This is a genomic window from Polynucleobacter sp. JS-JIR-II-c23 (assembly GCF_035011225.1).
Classification (GTDB): Bacteria; Pseudomonadota; Gammaproteobacteria; order Burkholderiales; family Burkholderiaceae; genus Polynucleobacter.
In genome coordinates this window covers 857,034-873,072 of the sequence record NZ_JAYGQT010000001.1, presented here as the reverse complement: position 1 = coordinate 873,072, position 16,039 = coordinate 857,034, and the positions used below count along the sequence as shown (strand labels likewise).

12 protein-coding genes are annotated in these 16,039 nt (G+C 47.4%); 1 reads left to right on the top strand and 11 read right to left on the bottom strand.

Annotated features, from left to right (window positions below; all coding sequences use genetic code 11):
- Positions 1-45: 45 nt before the first annotated feature.
- The 10 genes from VC159_RS04515 to scpB form a co-directional block, all read right to left on the bottom strand.
- Entirely contained in the window at positions 46-1,032 is a 987-nt protein-coding gene (locus tag VC159_RS04515; RefSeq protein ID WP_323472874.1) for a tripartite tricarboxylate transporter substrate-binding protein, read from the bottom strand.
- A 94-nt stretch (positions 1,033-1,126) separates the two neighbouring features.
- Positions 1,127-3,478, bottom strand: a complete 2,352-nt coding sequence (locus tag VC159_RS04510; RefSeq protein WP_323472873.1) for a Tex family protein — start codon at positions 3,476-3,478, stop codon at positions 1,127-1,129.
- Between the two features lie 103 nt (positions 3,479-3,581).
- Positions 3,582-5,399 (bottom strand): translational GTPase TypA, encoded by a 1,818-nt coding sequence (typA, locus tag VC159_RS04505; protein WP_216237206.1) that lies wholly within the window; start codon positions 5,397-5,399, stop codon positions 3,582-3,584.
- A 51-nt stretch (positions 5,400-5,450) separates the two neighbouring features.
- Positions 5,451-6,362: a tRNA pseudouridine(55) synthase TruB gene (gene truB / locus VC159_RS04500; RefSeq protein WP_323472872.1), complete on the bottom strand. Its 912-nt coding sequence runs from the start codon at positions 6,360-6,362 to the stop codon at positions 5,451-5,453.
- Positions 6,363-6,365: 3 nt separating this feature from the next.
- A complete protein-coding gene (rbfA, locus tag VC159_RS04495; RefSeq protein ID WP_215346622.1) occupies positions 6,366-6,734 on the bottom strand; it encodes a 30S ribosome-binding factor RbfA in 369 nt (122 codons plus the stop codon).
- 5 nt (positions 6,735-6,739) lie between these two features.
- Positions 6,740-9,499, bottom strand: coding sequence for a translation initiation factor IF-2 (gene infB / locus VC159_RS04490; RefSeq protein ID WP_215357130.1), 2,760 nt, complete (start codon positions 9,497-9,499; stop codon positions 6,740-6,742).
- 13 nt (positions 9,500-9,512) lie between these two features.
- Complete coding sequence (nusA, locus tag VC159_RS04485) at positions 9,513-10,994, bottom strand: transcription termination factor NusA (protein ID WP_323472871.1); 1,482 nt, start codon at positions 10,992-10,994, stop codon at positions 9,513-9,515.
- Positions 10,991-11,482 (bottom strand): ribosome maturation factor RimP, encoded by a 492-nt coding sequence (gene rimP, locus VC159_RS04480; RefSeq protein WP_323472870.1) that lies wholly within the window; start codon positions 11,480-11,482, stop codon positions 10,991-10,993. The genes nusA and rimP overlap by 4 nt, the downstream gene beginning before the upstream one ends.
- Before the next feature lie 173 nt (positions 11,483-11,655).
- A complete protein-coding gene (locus VC159_RS04475; protein ID WP_323472869.1) occupies positions 11,656-13,452 on the bottom strand; it encodes a pseudouridine synthase in 1,797 nt (598 codons plus the stop codon).
- Positions 13,453-13,458: 6 nt separating this feature from the next.
- Positions 13,459-14,187: an SMC-Scp complex subunit ScpB gene (gene scpB / locus VC159_RS04470; RefSeq protein ID WP_323472868.1), complete on the bottom strand. Its 729-nt coding sequence runs from the start codon at positions 14,185-14,187 to the stop codon at positions 13,459-13,461.
- A gap of 219 nt (positions 14,188-14,406) precedes the next feature.
- Between scpB and VC159_RS04465 the strand changes: the two genes are divergently transcribed.
- The gene (locus tag VC159_RS04465; RefSeq protein ID WP_416350441.1) at positions 14,407-15,297 is read left to right on the top strand and encodes a patatin-like phospholipase family protein; all 891 of its coding nucleotides are present in this window, start codon (positions 14,407-14,409) and stop codon (positions 15,295-15,297) included.
- 26 nt (positions 15,298-15,323) lie between these two features.
- Here VC159_RS04465 and VC159_RS04460 read toward each other — a convergent pair whose 3' ends face one another.
- On the bottom strand, positions 15,324-15,971 hold the full coding sequence (locus tag VC159_RS04460) for a C40 family peptidase (protein ID WP_323472867.1): 648 nt from the start codon (positions 15,969-15,971) through the stop codon (positions 15,324-15,326).
- Positions 15,972-16,039 lie beyond the last annotated feature (68 nt).

Below are 16,039 nucleotides of genomic sequence, written 5' to 3'. Positions count from 1 at the left end.
GCCCAAAAGGCGGTTTTCTTATTTGAAGACCAAACTACCGGCATCTTAATCTGCGTAAATACCTGCAGCCTTAATGATTGGTGTCCATAAATCAATCTGTGCCTTCAAATGCTTTTTCAAGCCTTCTGGAGTAGCACTTGCTTGAGATGGAATCTCAACACCCAACTCAGCCATGTGTTGCTTGTACAGCGGATCCTGAATGGCACCTTGCAATGCTTTGGCCAACTTATCCATCTCTGCTTTTGGAGTACCCTTAGGCGCATAAACACCATGCCAAACCTTCACTTCAAAGTTCTTTAAGCCCTGCTCATTGAGCGTCGGAATCTTTTCAAAGGCTTTAATGCGTTGCATTGTGGTTGTGCCATAAGGCTTCACTGCGTTAGTTGCCAACTGACCTGAAAGATTGGTTGTCTGATCACACATCAATTGCACCTGACCACCGATCAAATCGGTCAATGCAGGCGCAGTGCCTTTGTATGGAACAGTTGTCAAATCCAGCTGAATACGGCTCATAAAGAGCAGGCCGCACAAGTGGCTGGCAGAACCTACGCCTGCATTGGCGTAAGCAATCTTACCTACGTTTGCCTTCATGTACGGGAGAAGTTCTTGATAGTTCTTAGGAGGCAAATCTTTATTGCCAACTAAAATCATCGGAACGTCGGCAACTTGACCAACGTATTCGTAATCAGTCATTGGATCAAAACCCAAATTCTTATACAAAGCCGGGGCTGTAGACATGCCAATATGGTGAATTAGTAATGTGTAACCATCATTTTTGGAATTAATGACACGTTTAGCCGCAATCGTGCCACCAGCACCAGGACTGTTATCCACAATGACCTGACCTTTGAGTTGCTTACCCATTGCTAAGGCCAGCTCACGAGCCACCTTATCGGTTGGACCACCAGCTGAGAATGGGACCACTAAAGTAATCGGACGATCACCAGGAAAATCAGCCGCTTTTGCAGCAGAAATACTTACGCCTAGTGCACACAGCGAAATCGCCGCAATACGGAAAATTGATCGAGACATTTTCACGGAAATCCTTGTCATTCGTGGTTAAACATACAAAGTAATAGTTTAGAGAATTTGACACCCCAATGGGGAGAAAATCTCTAATAAATAATTATTTCTTAAGCTTGCCAAAGGCAGCTGCCATAGCATTATTCATTGGGGGCGCTTGCCTTCTTTCTTCTTGCGGCTTTCTAGGTTCGCTTGATTTAGGGCGATTGGGGCTTCTTTGCTCAGATTTCGCACCTTCTCTTGGGGCCTCGTCTGTCAAACGCATGGTTAGCGCAATGCGTTTACGTTTTTCATCCACCTCCAGGACTTTAACCTTCACTACCTGCCCAGCCTTCACCACGCTATGTGGATCTTTTACGAAAGTATTAGATAAAGCGGAGATATGCACCAAACCATCTTGATGTACACCAATATCCACAAAAGCACCAAAGGCGGCAACATTAGTCACCACACCCTCAAGAATCATATCCGTCTTGAGATCGCTTATTTTCTCAACACCATCTTTAAATGTTGCGGTAGTAAATTCAGGACGTGGGTCGCGGCCTGGCTTTTCTAATTCTTTAATAATGTCAGTAACAGTGGGCACACCAAACTGACCATCAGCATATTTTTCTGGTGAGAGTGACTTCAGCAAGCTGGTATCACCAATCACTTCCTTTACACCCTTCTTAATGTCCTTCAGAATCTTTTCTACCAAAGGATATGATTCGGGATGAACTGCTGAAGCATCTAGTGGATCAACGCCATTCATGATGCGTAAGAAGCCGGCAGCCTGCTCATATGTTTTATCGCCGAGACGCGGCACACTTTTGAGATCTGCTCTAGATTTAAATGCTCCCTTACTATCGCGATAGGCCACTATGCCTTCAGCCACAGTAGAGCTTAAGCCGGAAACCCTTGCTAGCAATGGGGCTGAGGCGGTGTTCACATCAACACCGACAGCATTTACGCAATCCTCTACAACTGCGACTAATGATTTAGCTAACTGGGTTTGCATCACATCATGCTGATACTGGCCCACGCCAATTGATTTAGGATCAATCTTCACTAGTTCAGCTAATGGATCTTGTAATCTTCGGGCAATCGATACGGCACCGCGCAATGAAACGTCCATACCCGGCAATTCTTTTGATGCGTATTCGGAGGCAGAATAAACAGAAGCCCCCGCTTCAGATACAACAATCTTAGTGAGTTTGAGTTCTGGCTTAGCTTTAATGAGTTCTTGAGCTAATTTATCCGTCTCACGAGATGCGGTGCCGTTACCAATCGAGATTAAGGTGGCATTGTGCTTCTCGGCCAACTTAGCCAGGGTATGCAATGAACCGGCCCAATCGTTTTTAGGTTGGTGTGGGTAGATGACCTCGGTATCTACTACTTTTCCAGTAGCATCCACTACCGCTACTTTCACACCAGTTCGCATTCCGGGATCAAGACCTATAGTCACTCTTGGGCCGGCTGGAGCAGCCAGCAATAGGTCTTTGAGATTACGAGCAAATACGTTAATCGCCTCAGTCTCTGAGCGCTCACGCAATGCTGTCATGAGTTCTGACTCCAAATGCAGAGAGCACTTGATGCGCCAAGTCCAGCGGACGGTGTCAGCTAACCAAGCATCGGCCGGGCGACCATCATTTTTAATCTTGAAATGATTGGCAATACGGTTCTCGCAAGGATTATGTGGTGAATCCCACTTTGGCTTTTCTTCCTCGGTATCGAGACGTAGATTAACCATCAACATCTGTTCGCGACGACCCCTGAACAAAGCTAAGGCGCGGTGCGATGGAATCGCTTTAATCGGCTCCGAGTAATCAAAGTAATCCGCAAACTTCTCACCCTCTTGCTCTTTGCCGGCAATGACTTTAGATTCAACAACGCCATGGTCTTGCAGGTATTCCCTGAGAGACTGGACCAATGTTGCATCTTCAGCAAAACGCTCCATCAAAATTTGGCGTGCGCCTTCAAGCGCAGCCTTGGTATCCGCAACGCCAGGATTATCTGCCCCATCAACCTGGAACGCTTCCTTGAGATACTTTGCAGCTACTGTTTCAGGGTCGAGCTTAGGGTTATTGAGGAGGTCATTTGCTAATGGCTCTAATCCAGCTTCTAAGGCGATTTGCGCCTTAGTCCTTCTTTTGGGTTTATATGGCAGATAAAGATCCTCCAAGCGAGTCTTATCCTCTGCCAACATGATGGCCTTCAGTAACTCGGGCGTCATCTTGCCCTGCTCCTCAATCGAAGCAACGATTGTCTTGCGGCGATCCTCTAGTTCACGAAGATAGCTAAGACGCTCTTCCAATAAACGTAATTGCGCATCATCTAAGCCACCAGTAGCCTCTTTACGGTAACGAGCAATAAATGGTACGGTGGCCCCCTCATCCATCAGAGCTATAGCAGCAGCTACTTGAGCAGGTTTAGCGGAAAGTTCTTGGGCAAGACGTTGTTCAATTGATGGCAGCATGAGGATCTATTTTTACTTAGCTTATTTATATTTTTGGAGTTTTGATTTCAATGAAGAACAAAAGCCACCCTGAGGTGACTTTTGTTGTGTAGCGTGAGTGAGCTTACTCGCGTGATGCTTTTTTACGCTCATGCTCCTTGAGGTAGCGCTTACGAATACGAATACTCTTCGGTGTTACTTCAACCAATTCATCGTCATCAATAAACTCAACTGCGTATTCCAAGTTCATTGCAATTGGAGTTACCAGGCGAACTGCTTCGTCAGTACCGGAAGCGCGAACGTTGGTTAATTGCTTACCTTTAATTGGATTCACAACCAAGTCGTTATCGCGGCTATGAATACCAATTACCATACCTTCATACAATGGATCTCCAGGGCTCACAAACATACGGCCGCGGTCTTGTAGCTTCCACAATGCGTAAGCAACTGCTTCGCCATCGTCCTGGCTAATCAACACGCCGTTATGACGCTCACCCAAGATACCATCTTTTGCTGGCGCATATGAATCAAAGGTATGACTCATTAAACCGTTACCGCGAGTCATAGTCATGAAATCGCCCTGGAAGCCGATCAAGCCACGCGCAGGAATACGGTACTCGAGACGTGTACGACCTTTACCATCACTCACCATGTCGAGCAATTCACCTTTACGTTTGCCCAAGTCTTCCATCACAGCGCCTTGAGTTGTATCTTCAAGGTCAACTGTTAAGTTTTCATACGGCTCCATCTTCACGCCATCTTCTTCATGGAAAACAACGCGTGGACGGGAAACTGCTAATTCGTAACCTTCACGACGCATTGTCTCTACCAAGATAGTGAGGTGCAATTCGCCACGACCAGATACTTCAAATACAGTGTCGTCGTCTGTTTCCTTAACGCGCAAAGCCATGTTAGATTTCAATTCACGGTCAAGACGTTCACGAATCTGACGGCTCGTAACAAACTTACCCTCACGACCAGCCAATGGGCTAGTGTTCACCATGAAGTTCATGGTCAAAGTAGGTTCGTCGATCTTTAGCATTGGCAAAGCTTCTGGTACATCAGGTGCACAGATTGTTGTACCAATCGCTAAATCTTCAATACCGTTTACCAATACGATGTCGCCTGCTTGCGCTTCATCTACTAATTCGCGCTCTAAGCCACGGAATTTCAATACTTGGTTAATGCGGCCTTTGCGCTGAACGCCATCAGGGCCATCCATGAATACAACATCCATCAATGGCTTAACAGTTCCGCGATTCACGCGGCCTACACCAATCTTACCAACGTAAGTGCTGTACTCAATTGAGGTAATCTGCAACTGCAAAGGACCTTCCGGATTGTCATCACGAACTGGTACATGCTTTAACACTGTGTCAAACAATGGACGCATATCACCTTCGCGTACATCGTCAGTCAAACCGGCATATCCGTTCAAACCAGATGCATACACAACCGGGAAGTCTAGCTGCTCTTCAGTTGCACCTAGTTTGTCAAACAATTCAAAAGTTGCGTTGATTACGTAATCAGTACGTGCGCCTGGGCGGTCAACTTTGTTAATCACCACGATAGGCTTCAAACCTAAAGCCAAGGCTTTCTTAGTAACAAAGCGGGTCTGTGGCATTGGGCCTTCTACGGCATCAACCAAGAGCAATACACCGTCAACCATGGAGAGAACGCGCTCTACTTCACCACCGAAGTCCGCGTGTCCCGGGGTATCAACGATGTTGATGTGTGTGCCGTCATATTCAACCGCACAGTTCTTGGACAAAATAGTGATGCCACGCTCTTTTTCCAAATCGTTTGAGTCCATGACGCGTTCGGTCATTTTTTCATTCGAACGGAATGTGCCAGATTGGCGCAAGAGTTGGTCAACCAAAGTAGTTTTACCGTGGTCAACGTGGGCGATGATTGCTATGTTACGAAGTGCGCGTTTAGTCATGTGAAGCTTCTAATGTTAAAGATAAGTAAAAGGGTTATAAATAATGATTAATTAATGGGCTTGAGAAATCAAACGCTTTGGATGTAACACACCAGAGCGCCAATCAGCAGTACCAATAAAGTTATGAGGAGCAGCGGTAGCGCGATAAATGCGTACCAATGCTTCAATGGAAGGTAAATTGAGTGGCACACGTTGCCCCATCTCAAGACGTTTAGCCTGTTGCTCATCCACCGTTAAATGGGGCAAAGTTTGTAAGAGCGCGTCAACCGGCAAAATATACTCAGCAGTATTTTTCGAGCCGCTCTGAATCGATTCAATCGTAAAAGATTGCTCTAGATTTAGGTGCCCTACTTCGGTGCGGCGCAAACCAACTAAGTGAGCACCACAACCTAAAGCATTGCCAATATCTTCAGCCAGAACGCGAATATAGGTTCCTTTACTGCAGCTAACTTCTAATGTAGCTTCTGGCCAAGCAATATTCGTCCAACGAATGGAATGAATAGTGATATCCCGCGCAGTGCGCTCTAACTCAACCCCTGCACGAGCATATTCATACAACGGCTTACCGTCACGTTTGAGTGCAGAATACATTGGCGGCACTTGAGAAATCGGACCCGTAAATTTTGGGAGCAAAGCATCTAATGCAGATTTGAGGTCAACTTCACTGGCAAATACTGGCAAAGGTAACTCTTCAATAGTGAGACCCTCAGCATCACCGGTATCAGTACGAGAGCCAAACTTTACTTGCGCGATATAGGTCTTATCAGCCTCAAGTAGGTCTTGTGAATACTTAGTTGCTTCACCTAAGCAAATAGGTAATAGGCCTGTAGCCATTGGATCCAAAGTACCGGTATGACCCGCCTTGTCGGCATTAAAGGCGCGCTTGACAGCGGTAACCGCACCCTGTGAACTCATTCCAGCAGGTTTATCTAGCAGCACTACGCCGTCGATCCGTATAGACATGAATTACTTAGTCTCGTCTTTATGATCGCTCTCTACTGCTTGATCGATCAATCGAGACATCTCTATACCATGCTCTACTGAGCTGTCATAGTGAAAATGTAAAGTAGGAACAGTATGAATATGCAAACGCTTAAACAAGAGTGAGTGCAAATATCCTGCTTTTTCTTGAAGCGCTTTTAAAGCATGCTCAGGCTCAGCACCCAAAACCGTAAAGAACACTTTGGCATGGGCCAGATCCGGTGTGAGCTCAATACTTTGTAAGGTGATTAAACCCAAACTCGGACTACGCAATTCACGAGGAATAAGTTCGGCCAGGTCTCGCTGAATTTGATCGGCGAGACGCTGGTTACGATGCGGGCTAGTTTTATGCATATTGCTTAGAGTGAACGTGCAACTTCAGTAACTTCAAATACCTCAAGCTGGTCACCTTCTTTGATGTCGTTGTAGCCTTTTAATGACAGGCCGCACTCGACACCGGCACGAACTTCTTTAGCATCATCTTTGAAGCGCTTGAGAGAGTCCAATTCACCAGTCCAAACAACGACGTTGTCACGCAAGAGACGAACGCTAGATGTGCGTTTAATGATTCCATCAACCACTAAGCAACCTGCAATTGCACCAACCTTAGATACCAAGAAGACCTGACGAATCTCAACGAGACCAGTGATTTCTTCTTTCTTATCTGGAGTCAACATGCCGCTCAGAGCCAACTTCACTTCATCCACTGCGTCATAAATAATGTTGTGATAGCGAATATCCACACCATTGTTCTCGGCTAGCTTACGAGCTGCTGCATCTGCGCGGGAGTTAAATCCAAAAATAACTGCTTTAGAAGCAACAGCCAAATTAACGTCAGTTTCAGTAATACCACCAACGCCTGCGTGAACAATTTGAACTTTAACCTCTGGTGTAGATAGCTTCATTAATGACTGTGCCAAAGCTTCTTGAGAACCTTGTACGTCAGCCTTAATAATGAGCGGCAACAACTTCGCTTCAACCGCACCTTCTTCCATGTTTTCCATCATGGTTTCAAGCTTGAATGCCTGCTGTTTCGCTAACTTCACATCACGGAACTTGCCTTGACGGAACAATGCGATTTCACGAGCTTTACGCTCATCAGGAACAACCTGCACTGACTCACCAGCTGCAGGAACATCGGCTAAACCTTGAATTTCTACCGGAATAGATGGGCCTGCTTCGTTACATGGCTTGCCGTTTTCATCCAACATAGCGCGTACGCGTCCGTAGGTTGAACCCGCCAACAACATATCCCCACGTTTGAGCGTGCCTGATTGAACCAATACGGTCGCAACTGGGCCCTTACCTTTATCCAAACGAGCTTCAATGACTAAGCCTTGAGCTGGCGCGTCTTTAGGCGCTTTCAATTCCAAGATTTCAGCTTGTAAGAGCACATTCTCTAGCAAGGCATCAATGCCCTCACCAGTTTTTGCGGATACCGGAATAAATGGCACATCGCCACCGTATTCTTCGGGAACCACTTGCTCTGCCACCAACTCAGTTTTGACGCGCTCAGAATTGGCTTCTGGTTTATCAATCTTGTTAATTGCCACCACAATTGGAACGCCGCCTGCAAGTGCATGGTGAATCGCTTCTTTTGTTTGCGGCATCACGCCGTCATCTGCCGCAACAACCAAGATCACAATGTCCGTTGCCTTAGCACCGCGAGCACGCATTGCCGTAAAGGCTTCGTGACCCGGAGTATCTAAGAAGGTAATCATGCCGCGTGGAGTTTCCACATGGTATGCACCAATATGCTGAGTAATGCCACCAGCTTCACCGGTAGCTACTTTAGCTGCACGAATCTTATCAAGCAAAGAAGTTTTACCATGGTCAACGTGGCCCATCACTGTAACGACTGGAGGACGTGGCAATAACTCTGCATCATGACCATCAGTACCAAGATCTAAATCTGGATCATCCAGTTTTGCAGCATGAGCTGTATGGCCCATTTCTTCTACAAGAATCATTGCGGTATCTTGATCAAGTACTTGATTGATGGTGACCATCTGGCCCATACCCATCAACAACTTAATCACTTCAGCACTCTTCACCGCCATTGCATGGGCTAACTCAGCAACAGTAATCGTTTCTGGAACATGAACGTCACGTACCACTGGCTCTGTTGGAACTTGGAAATTCGTATCAACGTTCGCTTCAGCGATTTGACGCTGTTTCTTGCGTCCACCGCCTGAACGCCATCCACCAACACCACCAGAAGAATCGCCACGAGTCTTTAGGCCGCCAGGCTTCTTAGCGCCTTCTTCTTGCCAAGTGGATGATGTCTCAGAAGATTTAATAGTCTTGCCGCCAACTTTAGCAGCGGCCTTCTTTTTATCGTCAGCACCTTCAACTTTTGCAGGTTTGTGCAAAGTACCTTTTTTCGCTTCTTCAGCAGCAATTTCACTTGGTGCTTTGAGAACACGTGCAGGAGCGCTCATCATGTCGCGAATCGCCAAAGCCTCAGCTTCAGCGGCAGCACGACGGACACGAATATCCGCTAATTCTTTTTCTTTGCTAGCAGCTAAATCTTTAGCTGCTTTATCTGCTGCCGCCTTTTTCTCTGCTACTGCTGCAGCAGCAGCCGGCGCTGCATCTACAGGCGCCTCTTCTTTAGCAATTACTGGAGCTGCAACTTCTTTTTGACGCGCTTCTTCAGCGGCCTTCATTTCTGCTTCTTGACGAGCCAATAACTCAGCCTGGCGTGTTGCTTCAGCTGCGCGCTTCTCTAATTCTTCTTCAGAAATAACCGGCTTTGCCGGTGCTACTGGAGCAACTTCTTTAGCCGCTGGAACTGGAGTCTCTTCAGGCGCCTTATCACCGGCCTTAACGAGCACACGCTTTTTGCGAACTTCAACCTGCACAGTACGAGTGCGTCCAGCAGAATCCGCTTGACGAATTTCTGAGCTCTCGCGCTTGATTAGAGTAATCTTTTTGCGCGCGCCAGTATCTGCGCTGCCATGCTCTTTTTGCAAATGCTCAAGCAGGACAGTTTTGTCCTTTTCGGTAATGCTATCGTCCTCAGAACCTTTTTCGATACCGGCCGCCTTCAACTGCTCCAAGAGGTCTGGCGCGGTACGTTTTAATTCTTTAGCGAGTACTTTTACTGTTGTTGCCATGCACTACTTCCTCTCATGAAGTAAACCAATGTTCGCGCGCTTTCATGATGAGCGTTTTCGCAGTTTCTTCGTCAATTTGTGTCGCCTCAACCAGCTCATCAACAGCTAGTTCAGCAAGGTCGTCACGGGTATGTACCTGATTGTCAGCAAGCTTAGCAATCAGTTCTGTAGTCATTCCCTCTAAGGAACGTAAGTCTTGTGACACTTCGCCAATACGCTCTTCTTTTGCCAACTCCATGGTTAACAAAGAATCACGAGCGCGTGTACGCAACTCATTCACAGTATCTTCATCGAATGAATCAATCTCTAACATTTCAGACAATGGCACGTAAGCTACTTCTTCTAATGTGTTGAAACCTTCTTCAATCAAGATATCAGCCACTTCTTGGTCCACATCCAACTTATCCATAAACAACTGACGTACGGAAGATGCTTCTTTTTCAGTTTTCTCAGCAGACTCTTCAGGAGTCATGATGTTGATCTGCCAACCAGTCAAATCGCTCGCCAAACGAACGTTCTGTCCGCTACGACCAATAGCGATTGCTAAGTTTTCTTCGTCAACTACTACGTCCATTGCATGACGCTCTTCGTCAACCACGATTGATGAAACTTGCGCTGGAGCCAAAGCACCAATCACAAATTGAGCTGGATCTTCTGACCACAATACGATATCCACTGCTTCGCCAGCAACTTCGTTACGAACCGCAGTCACACGGGTACCACGTACGCCAACGCAAGTGCCAATTGGATCGATGCGCTTGTCATAAGTAATCACCGCAATTTTTGCGCGGATACCAGGATCACGGGCAGCGCCTTTGATCTCCAATAAACCCTGCTCCATCTCAGGAACCTCGTTCTCAAACAACTTGATCAAGAAATCTGGGCAAGTACGAGAAAGCTCAATCTGAGGACCACGTGCTTCACGATCCACTTTCAGGATGTATGCGCGAACACGGTCGCCAGAACGTAAGTTCTCTTTCGGAATCATTTGATCGCGGCGGAGCAATGCTTCAACACGACCAGATTCAATAATCAAGCCATTCTTGTCTGCCCGTTTGACGGTACCGGTCATGACTTTTTCGCCACGCTCAAGGTAGTCGTTCAAAATCTGTTCGCGTTCAGCGTCACGAATGCGTTGCAAGATCACTTGCTTAGCAGCTTGTGCACCGATACGACCAAACGCTAAAGATTCGATTTGCTCTTCGATGTAGTCACCAACTTCCATGTCGGGGAGTTGCTCTTGGGCTTCAAATTGCAGAATCTCTTTGTCCGGCTCTTGCAAACCAGCTTCATTGGGCACAACCAACCAGCGACGGAAGGTTTCGTATTCACCAGTTTCACGATCAATCGCAACGCGGATATCCACATCTTCTGTAGCGTAGCGCTTCTTAGTCGCAGAGGCTAAAGCCATCTCCAACGCCTCGAATACGATCGCTTGATCAACGTTCTTTTCACGCGCTAACGCGTCTGCCAACATGAGAACTTCTCGGCTCATGACTTTCTTCCTTTGAAATCAATAACAGGGACCAACCGAGTCTTATCGACCTCGGCTAAAGAGAACTCCAATTGAGAGGGCTGACCATCAACACCCTCAAATACCAAACCAAACTTTGCATCTGGTGAATTCAACTCACCACTCAGCAAACCTTGCAACTCACCACGAAAATTCTTGCGACCGCCAACTGCCACGCGCAACTTCAAATCTACTTGCATTCCAGCAAAGCGCTCATAATCAGCGGCACTTTTCACTGGACGATCCAATCCTGGAGATGAGATCTCTAAACGCTCATAAGGAATGTTTTCAACTGGCAAGGTGTAGCTCAACTGATGGCTTACCTTCTCGCAATCCAAAACAGAAATCAAGCGTTCGTAATCTGGGTTTTCAATCGTGACGCGCAGCAATCCTCCGGCTTCACGCTCTATCTCCACTAGCGTGTAACCCAAGTTTTCCAGCTCTGCAGAGATAACCTGCTGATCCTTCACGACACCCCTTCATACCAAAATGGCAAAAAAAAATGGGCTTCAAAGCCCATATTCTCGAAATTCAGAACAGGCCGACTTACGTTGATCGCAACATCAGTCGGTAACTACTCAAAACAGCAAAACCATGCTGTAAGACCAAAATTATAGCCTATTTAGCAGAAAACTGATACAAATCAGAAGCTTTCGCCCGGATTACGCGGTTTTCTAGGCCCTTTATTGAAGGGTTTGCGCCCTTTTGGTGCGCCTCGTTTTGGGCCATTTCCAGGACTCTGGGGGTTGCCTGTCACAAAAGCAGACTGCCCGTGGTGAACTTTGCTGCCTTTACTGCGGTTTTGGCCTTGACTACCTTGACCACCCTGTCCGCCTTGCCCGCCACGACCGCCTTGTCCTCCCTGACCTGGCCTACCGCCTTGAGTGCGCCCACGGAATGGACCGCGCCCTTCGCCAGAACCACCGCCACCGCCTGGCTTACCCCCCCTACCTTGATGCGTTAGGCCGTTATGGCCACTAGCAAGGGTTAAAGCATCACGGGATCCCCAATAAGAAACCGAGGTTTGCATTGGATCCGGCTGAAAATCTTCACCCATCGGGCGACGATCACGATTATTAGGATTCGGGTTACGGCCCTTATCTTGAGGCTGTGGCATTTTTAAACCAGCAGACTTCATCAAGTTGTAAATGCCACCGGCCTCAATCTCTTCCCATTTGCCACGTCGCAGGCGTGGAGGTAATAAGAAAATACCGTAACGAGTTCTAATCAAGCGAGAGACCGTATGACCAACTGCTTCGAACATACGACGCACTTCGCGATTACGACCCTCACTTAATGCAACGTGATACCAACGGTTAGCGCCTTCGCCGCCGCCCATCGCTAGGCGCAAGAATTTTGCTTGGCCATCATCGAGCGTAATGCCACTCTTTAAGAGCGAAGTATTTTCTTGACTCAAGTCACCTAAGATACGCACGGCGTATTCACGCTCGACACCGTAACGGGGATGCATTAAGCGATTTGCTAACTCACCAGAAGTGGTGAACAACAAAAGACCTTCGGTATTAAAGTCCAATCGACCTACCGCGATCCAGCGTCCTTGACGCGGTTTAGGTAAACGATCAAATACGGTTGGACGACCCTCTGGGTCTGACTGGCTAACGATCTCACCTGCCGGCTTGTGATACATGATCACGCGCGGCGGCTTAGTCTGAATCTTGCGATGTACAGGTTTGCCATTGATACGCACTTGATCTGTTGGTCCAATACGCTGACCAATATGCGCTGGTAATCCGTTAACTGATACGCGCCCTTGAATAATCAAGTCTTCCATATCGCGACGGGATCCCATACCAACATCAGCCAATACCTTGTGCAACTTAACGGTATCTTCATCATCAGCATCATCATCTAAACCATCGAGGTCAGACCAAACTTCATCACGCAAACTGAGCGGGAGGTCATCAACGTTCGCAAACTGCAGACTACTCATTTCCTCATCGGTTGGCGCATCTGAATCTTCATCTTCGCGTGAGCGTTGTGCACGTTGCGCGCGACGCTCTGCACCAGTTTGATGAGATACCTCGTTCTCATTCACGCCATCGGGATTTTTTAATTCCTCAACTTCAGGAGCATCTAAAGCCGCGTCAAACTCACCAGAGACAACTGAAGCAAACAAAGCCTCACTCTCAGCTGGATTGGGAGCTAATTTAGAAGATTGGTTATTGCCTTGATTGTTACCACCTTCACGCGGACCATTGCCATCACCACCTTCACGGCGTGGTCGATCTTTATTAAATGGACGCTTCTTATTAAATGGGTGTTTACTGCCTCCGGCACCTTGGCGGCGCGGGCGACGTTCACCACGCTCTCCACCTTCAGACTTTTGGCCATCGGAGTTCGATGGTGCAGCGTCTGCATTAGAAGGGGTTGCCGATGGATTTACTACCGGGGATGAATCGTTTTCGTTAGAGCTTGTCATTAATTATTATTTTGTTTCGTCTGGGTTGTCTTCAGACTCAGGGGTAACTTCTTTAGCCTCTTCTTCAGAAACCTCAATACTGGTTTCTTCTAAAGTTGCTTCGGTTGTCTCTTCGTCAATCTCGCTCACCTCTTGAGCATCCGCATCAATCACTACTGTCTCCACAGTGGCAGATGGGTCAAACTCCATTACTGCTTGGCCTAATTGCGCTGCAGCAGCCATTGGCGCCGCATCTTCCAAAATCGGCAAGCTTTGCAAATTGGTCAGGCTAAGATCATCTAAAAATTGTTTGGTGGTGGCATACAAGCCTGGGCGGCCAATGGTTTCTTTATGACCAATTACCTCAACCCAACCACGATCTTCTAATTGCTTCATTACGTTACTACTCACAGCAACACCACGAATTTCCTCGATCTCACCACGGGTCACAGGTTGGCGGTAAGCGATGATGGCTAAAGTTTCCATAACAGCACGTGAATACTTCGGCGGCTTTTCTGGAGTCAAGCGATCAAGGTACTCGCGCATTGAGATACGGCTTTGAAAACGCCAGCCAGTTGCGATATGTACCAACTCCATACCCTTGTCATCCCAAGCACGTTGCAGCTCGACCAATGCTTCATCGATATCTGCCGTAGTGATGTCTTCTACAAATAAGCGAGACAAATCAGCAACGGTGAGTGGTTCCTGTGCGCACAGGAGGGCTGTTTCAATGACGCGCTTATTGTGATCGTCCATAAAATTCGGGCTATCAGGAGTAATCCTGACTAGGCTTTAAAAGGTATTTAGTAATGGGTTTTGGTGTTCTCAAGCTACTACAGACAATCCATCTCATCAATTCTTCTTGGGATATGCCCGCGCTGAAACGAAGTACTTTTCGTTCACCTTGCGCCCATTATAAGGTAGGCTCAATACAATAGCCACATGCACAAGAATTCCACCAAACCCCCTTTATCCATGCCTCAGGCCATCCATTCCTTGGAGCGCCGTCGCCTACTCAGCCTCGGAATTGGCATGGGTGCCCTACTTGGAGGCACAGGTTTGAGCTCTTGTAGTCTGGTGGGGAGCAAAAAACCCGTCGTTGGCCTAGTTCTGGGTGCTGGAGCAGCTCGAGGCTTCGCTCACGTAGGCGTCATTAAGGCATTAGAAGCCCAGGGCATCAGACCCGATATTGTTGTCGGCAGTAGCGCTGGCAGCGTCATTGCCACCCTCCTCGCATCAGGCGCCACTGGGAATGATCTCAATCGCTTGGCCCTCAATCTGGATGAGGCCACGATTGCTGACTGGGGCCTCCCGTTTGCCGGTCGATTTGGCGGACTCATTAAAGGTGATGCCCTGCAAAATATGGTCAACAGAGAAGTTCAAAATAAATCGATTGAGCAAATGCGCATCCCCCTAGGAATTGTTGCTACTGAATTGCAATCTGGCAATGGGGTTCTATTTAGAACAGGCAATACCGGTTTAGCCGTTCGCGCATCTTGCAGCGTACCCGGAGTATTTCAGCCGGCAGTGATCAGCGGTAAAGAATATGTCGATGGTGGTTTAGTAGCGCCAGTACCAGTCAGTTATGCAAGACAGATGGGGGCAACTTTAGTCATTGCAGTAAATATTTCTTCTGAGCCGGTTCATCAAGACGCCAGCGGAACCTTAGGTGTTTTGCAGCAAACTATTTCTATCATGCAGAGAAGCATCAATCAGTACGAACTCAAAAGCGCTGATATCGTGATTCAGCCGCAGTTAAAGCAAATGGGTAGCGGTGATTTCAAATCCAGAAATGCCGCCATACTCGCCGGTGAAGCTGCGGCGCAAGAGCAAATGGGGTTGATTAAAGAGAAGCTGAAAGGCTAGCAACCATCAGGCTGCAGAGCGCTTGATTAAAGGCTGCGTGAATTACGCTTAAGATTTTTGACTTCGTTAAGAAGCTCTTGACGCTCAGAGTCATCCAGATTGTCGCTACCGTCTAAACGACGTGCCCCGTCAAAACGTTTATCCCAGTAGAGACTACCGAGATCATCGACTCGAACATTGGTACCTTTAGAGGGTGAGTGAATGAATTTGTTATCACCCACATAGATTCCGACGTGAGAAAAAGTGAGTCGCATCGTATTAAAAAATACGAGATCTCCTGGTTGCAATTCTTCACGGGCAATCGGTTTGCCAACACGACTCATTTGCGTTGACTTACGCGGCAATAAGAATCCCAACTTGTCTTTGAAGACGTAACCAACAAAGCTGCTGCCATCTAAACCAGACTGCGGTAATTCTGTATCCCAGCGATAGCGCACGCCAATGACTTCCATAGCGCGGTTAATTAATTCTTCTGATTTGCCCGTCACGGTATCAGCCAAGCGATCAGATACTCGAGCAATGTAGGAGCGGCCTGCCTGAAACATGCTTTCCTTAGGAACTACCGCATCCGCGGATGCCTCTACCGCTGCATCAACCGCATAGGCAGATACAGAGATGATGGCGCCCAAACTTAGGCCCAGCAGTTTCAAAAGAAGTGCTTTTTTCAATGACATTTGATCAGTTTAACAAAGAACCCTTAATTAACCAAGCCTTCACTCTATGCTTAAGCCTTTGTTTATTA

Excerpts from the sequence above, each read along its gene's own strand:
- VC159_RS04515 (WP_323472874.1), bottom strand. The coding sequence starts at position 1,032 with ATGTCTCGATCAATTTTCCGTATTGCGGCGATTTCGCTGTGTGCACTA.
- VC159_RS04510 (WP_323472873.1), bottom strand. The coding sequence starts at position 3,478 with ATGCTGCCATCAATTGAACAACGTCTTGCCCAAGAACTTTCCGCTAAA.
- typA (WP_216237206.1), bottom strand. The coding sequence starts at position 5,399 with ATGACTAAACGCGCACTTCGTAACATAGCAATCATCGCCCACGTTGAC.
- truB (WP_323472872.1), bottom strand. The coding sequence starts at position 6,362 with ATGTCTATACGGATCGACGGCGTAGTGCTGCTAGATAAACCTGCTGGA.
- rbfA (WP_215346622.1), bottom strand. The coding sequence starts at position 6,734 with ATGCATAAAACTAGCCCGCATCGTAACCAGCGTCTCGCCGATCAAATT.
- infB (WP_215357130.1), bottom strand. The coding sequence starts at position 9,499 with ATGGCAACAACAGTAAAAGTACTCGCTAAAGAATTAAAACGTACCGCG.
- nusA (WP_323472871.1), bottom strand. The coding sequence starts at position 10,994 with ATGAGCCGAGAAGTTCTCATGTTGGCAGACGCGTTAGCGCGTGAAAAG.
- VC159_RS04475 (WP_323472869.1), bottom strand. The coding sequence starts at position 13,452 with ATGACAAGCTCTAACGAAAACGATTCATCCCCGGTAGTAAATCCATCG.
- scpB (WP_323472868.1), bottom strand. The coding sequence starts at position 14,187 with ATGGACGATCACAATAAGCGCGTCATTGAAACAGCCCTCCTGTGCGCA.
- VC159_RS04465 (WP_416350441.1), top strand. The coding sequence starts at position 14,407 with ATGCCTCAGGCCATCCATTCCTTGGAGCGCCGTCGCCTACTCAGCCTC.
- VC159_RS04460 (WP_323472867.1), bottom strand. The coding sequence starts at position 15,971 with ATGTCATTGAAAAAAGCACTTCTTTTGAAACTGCTGGGCCTAAGTTTG.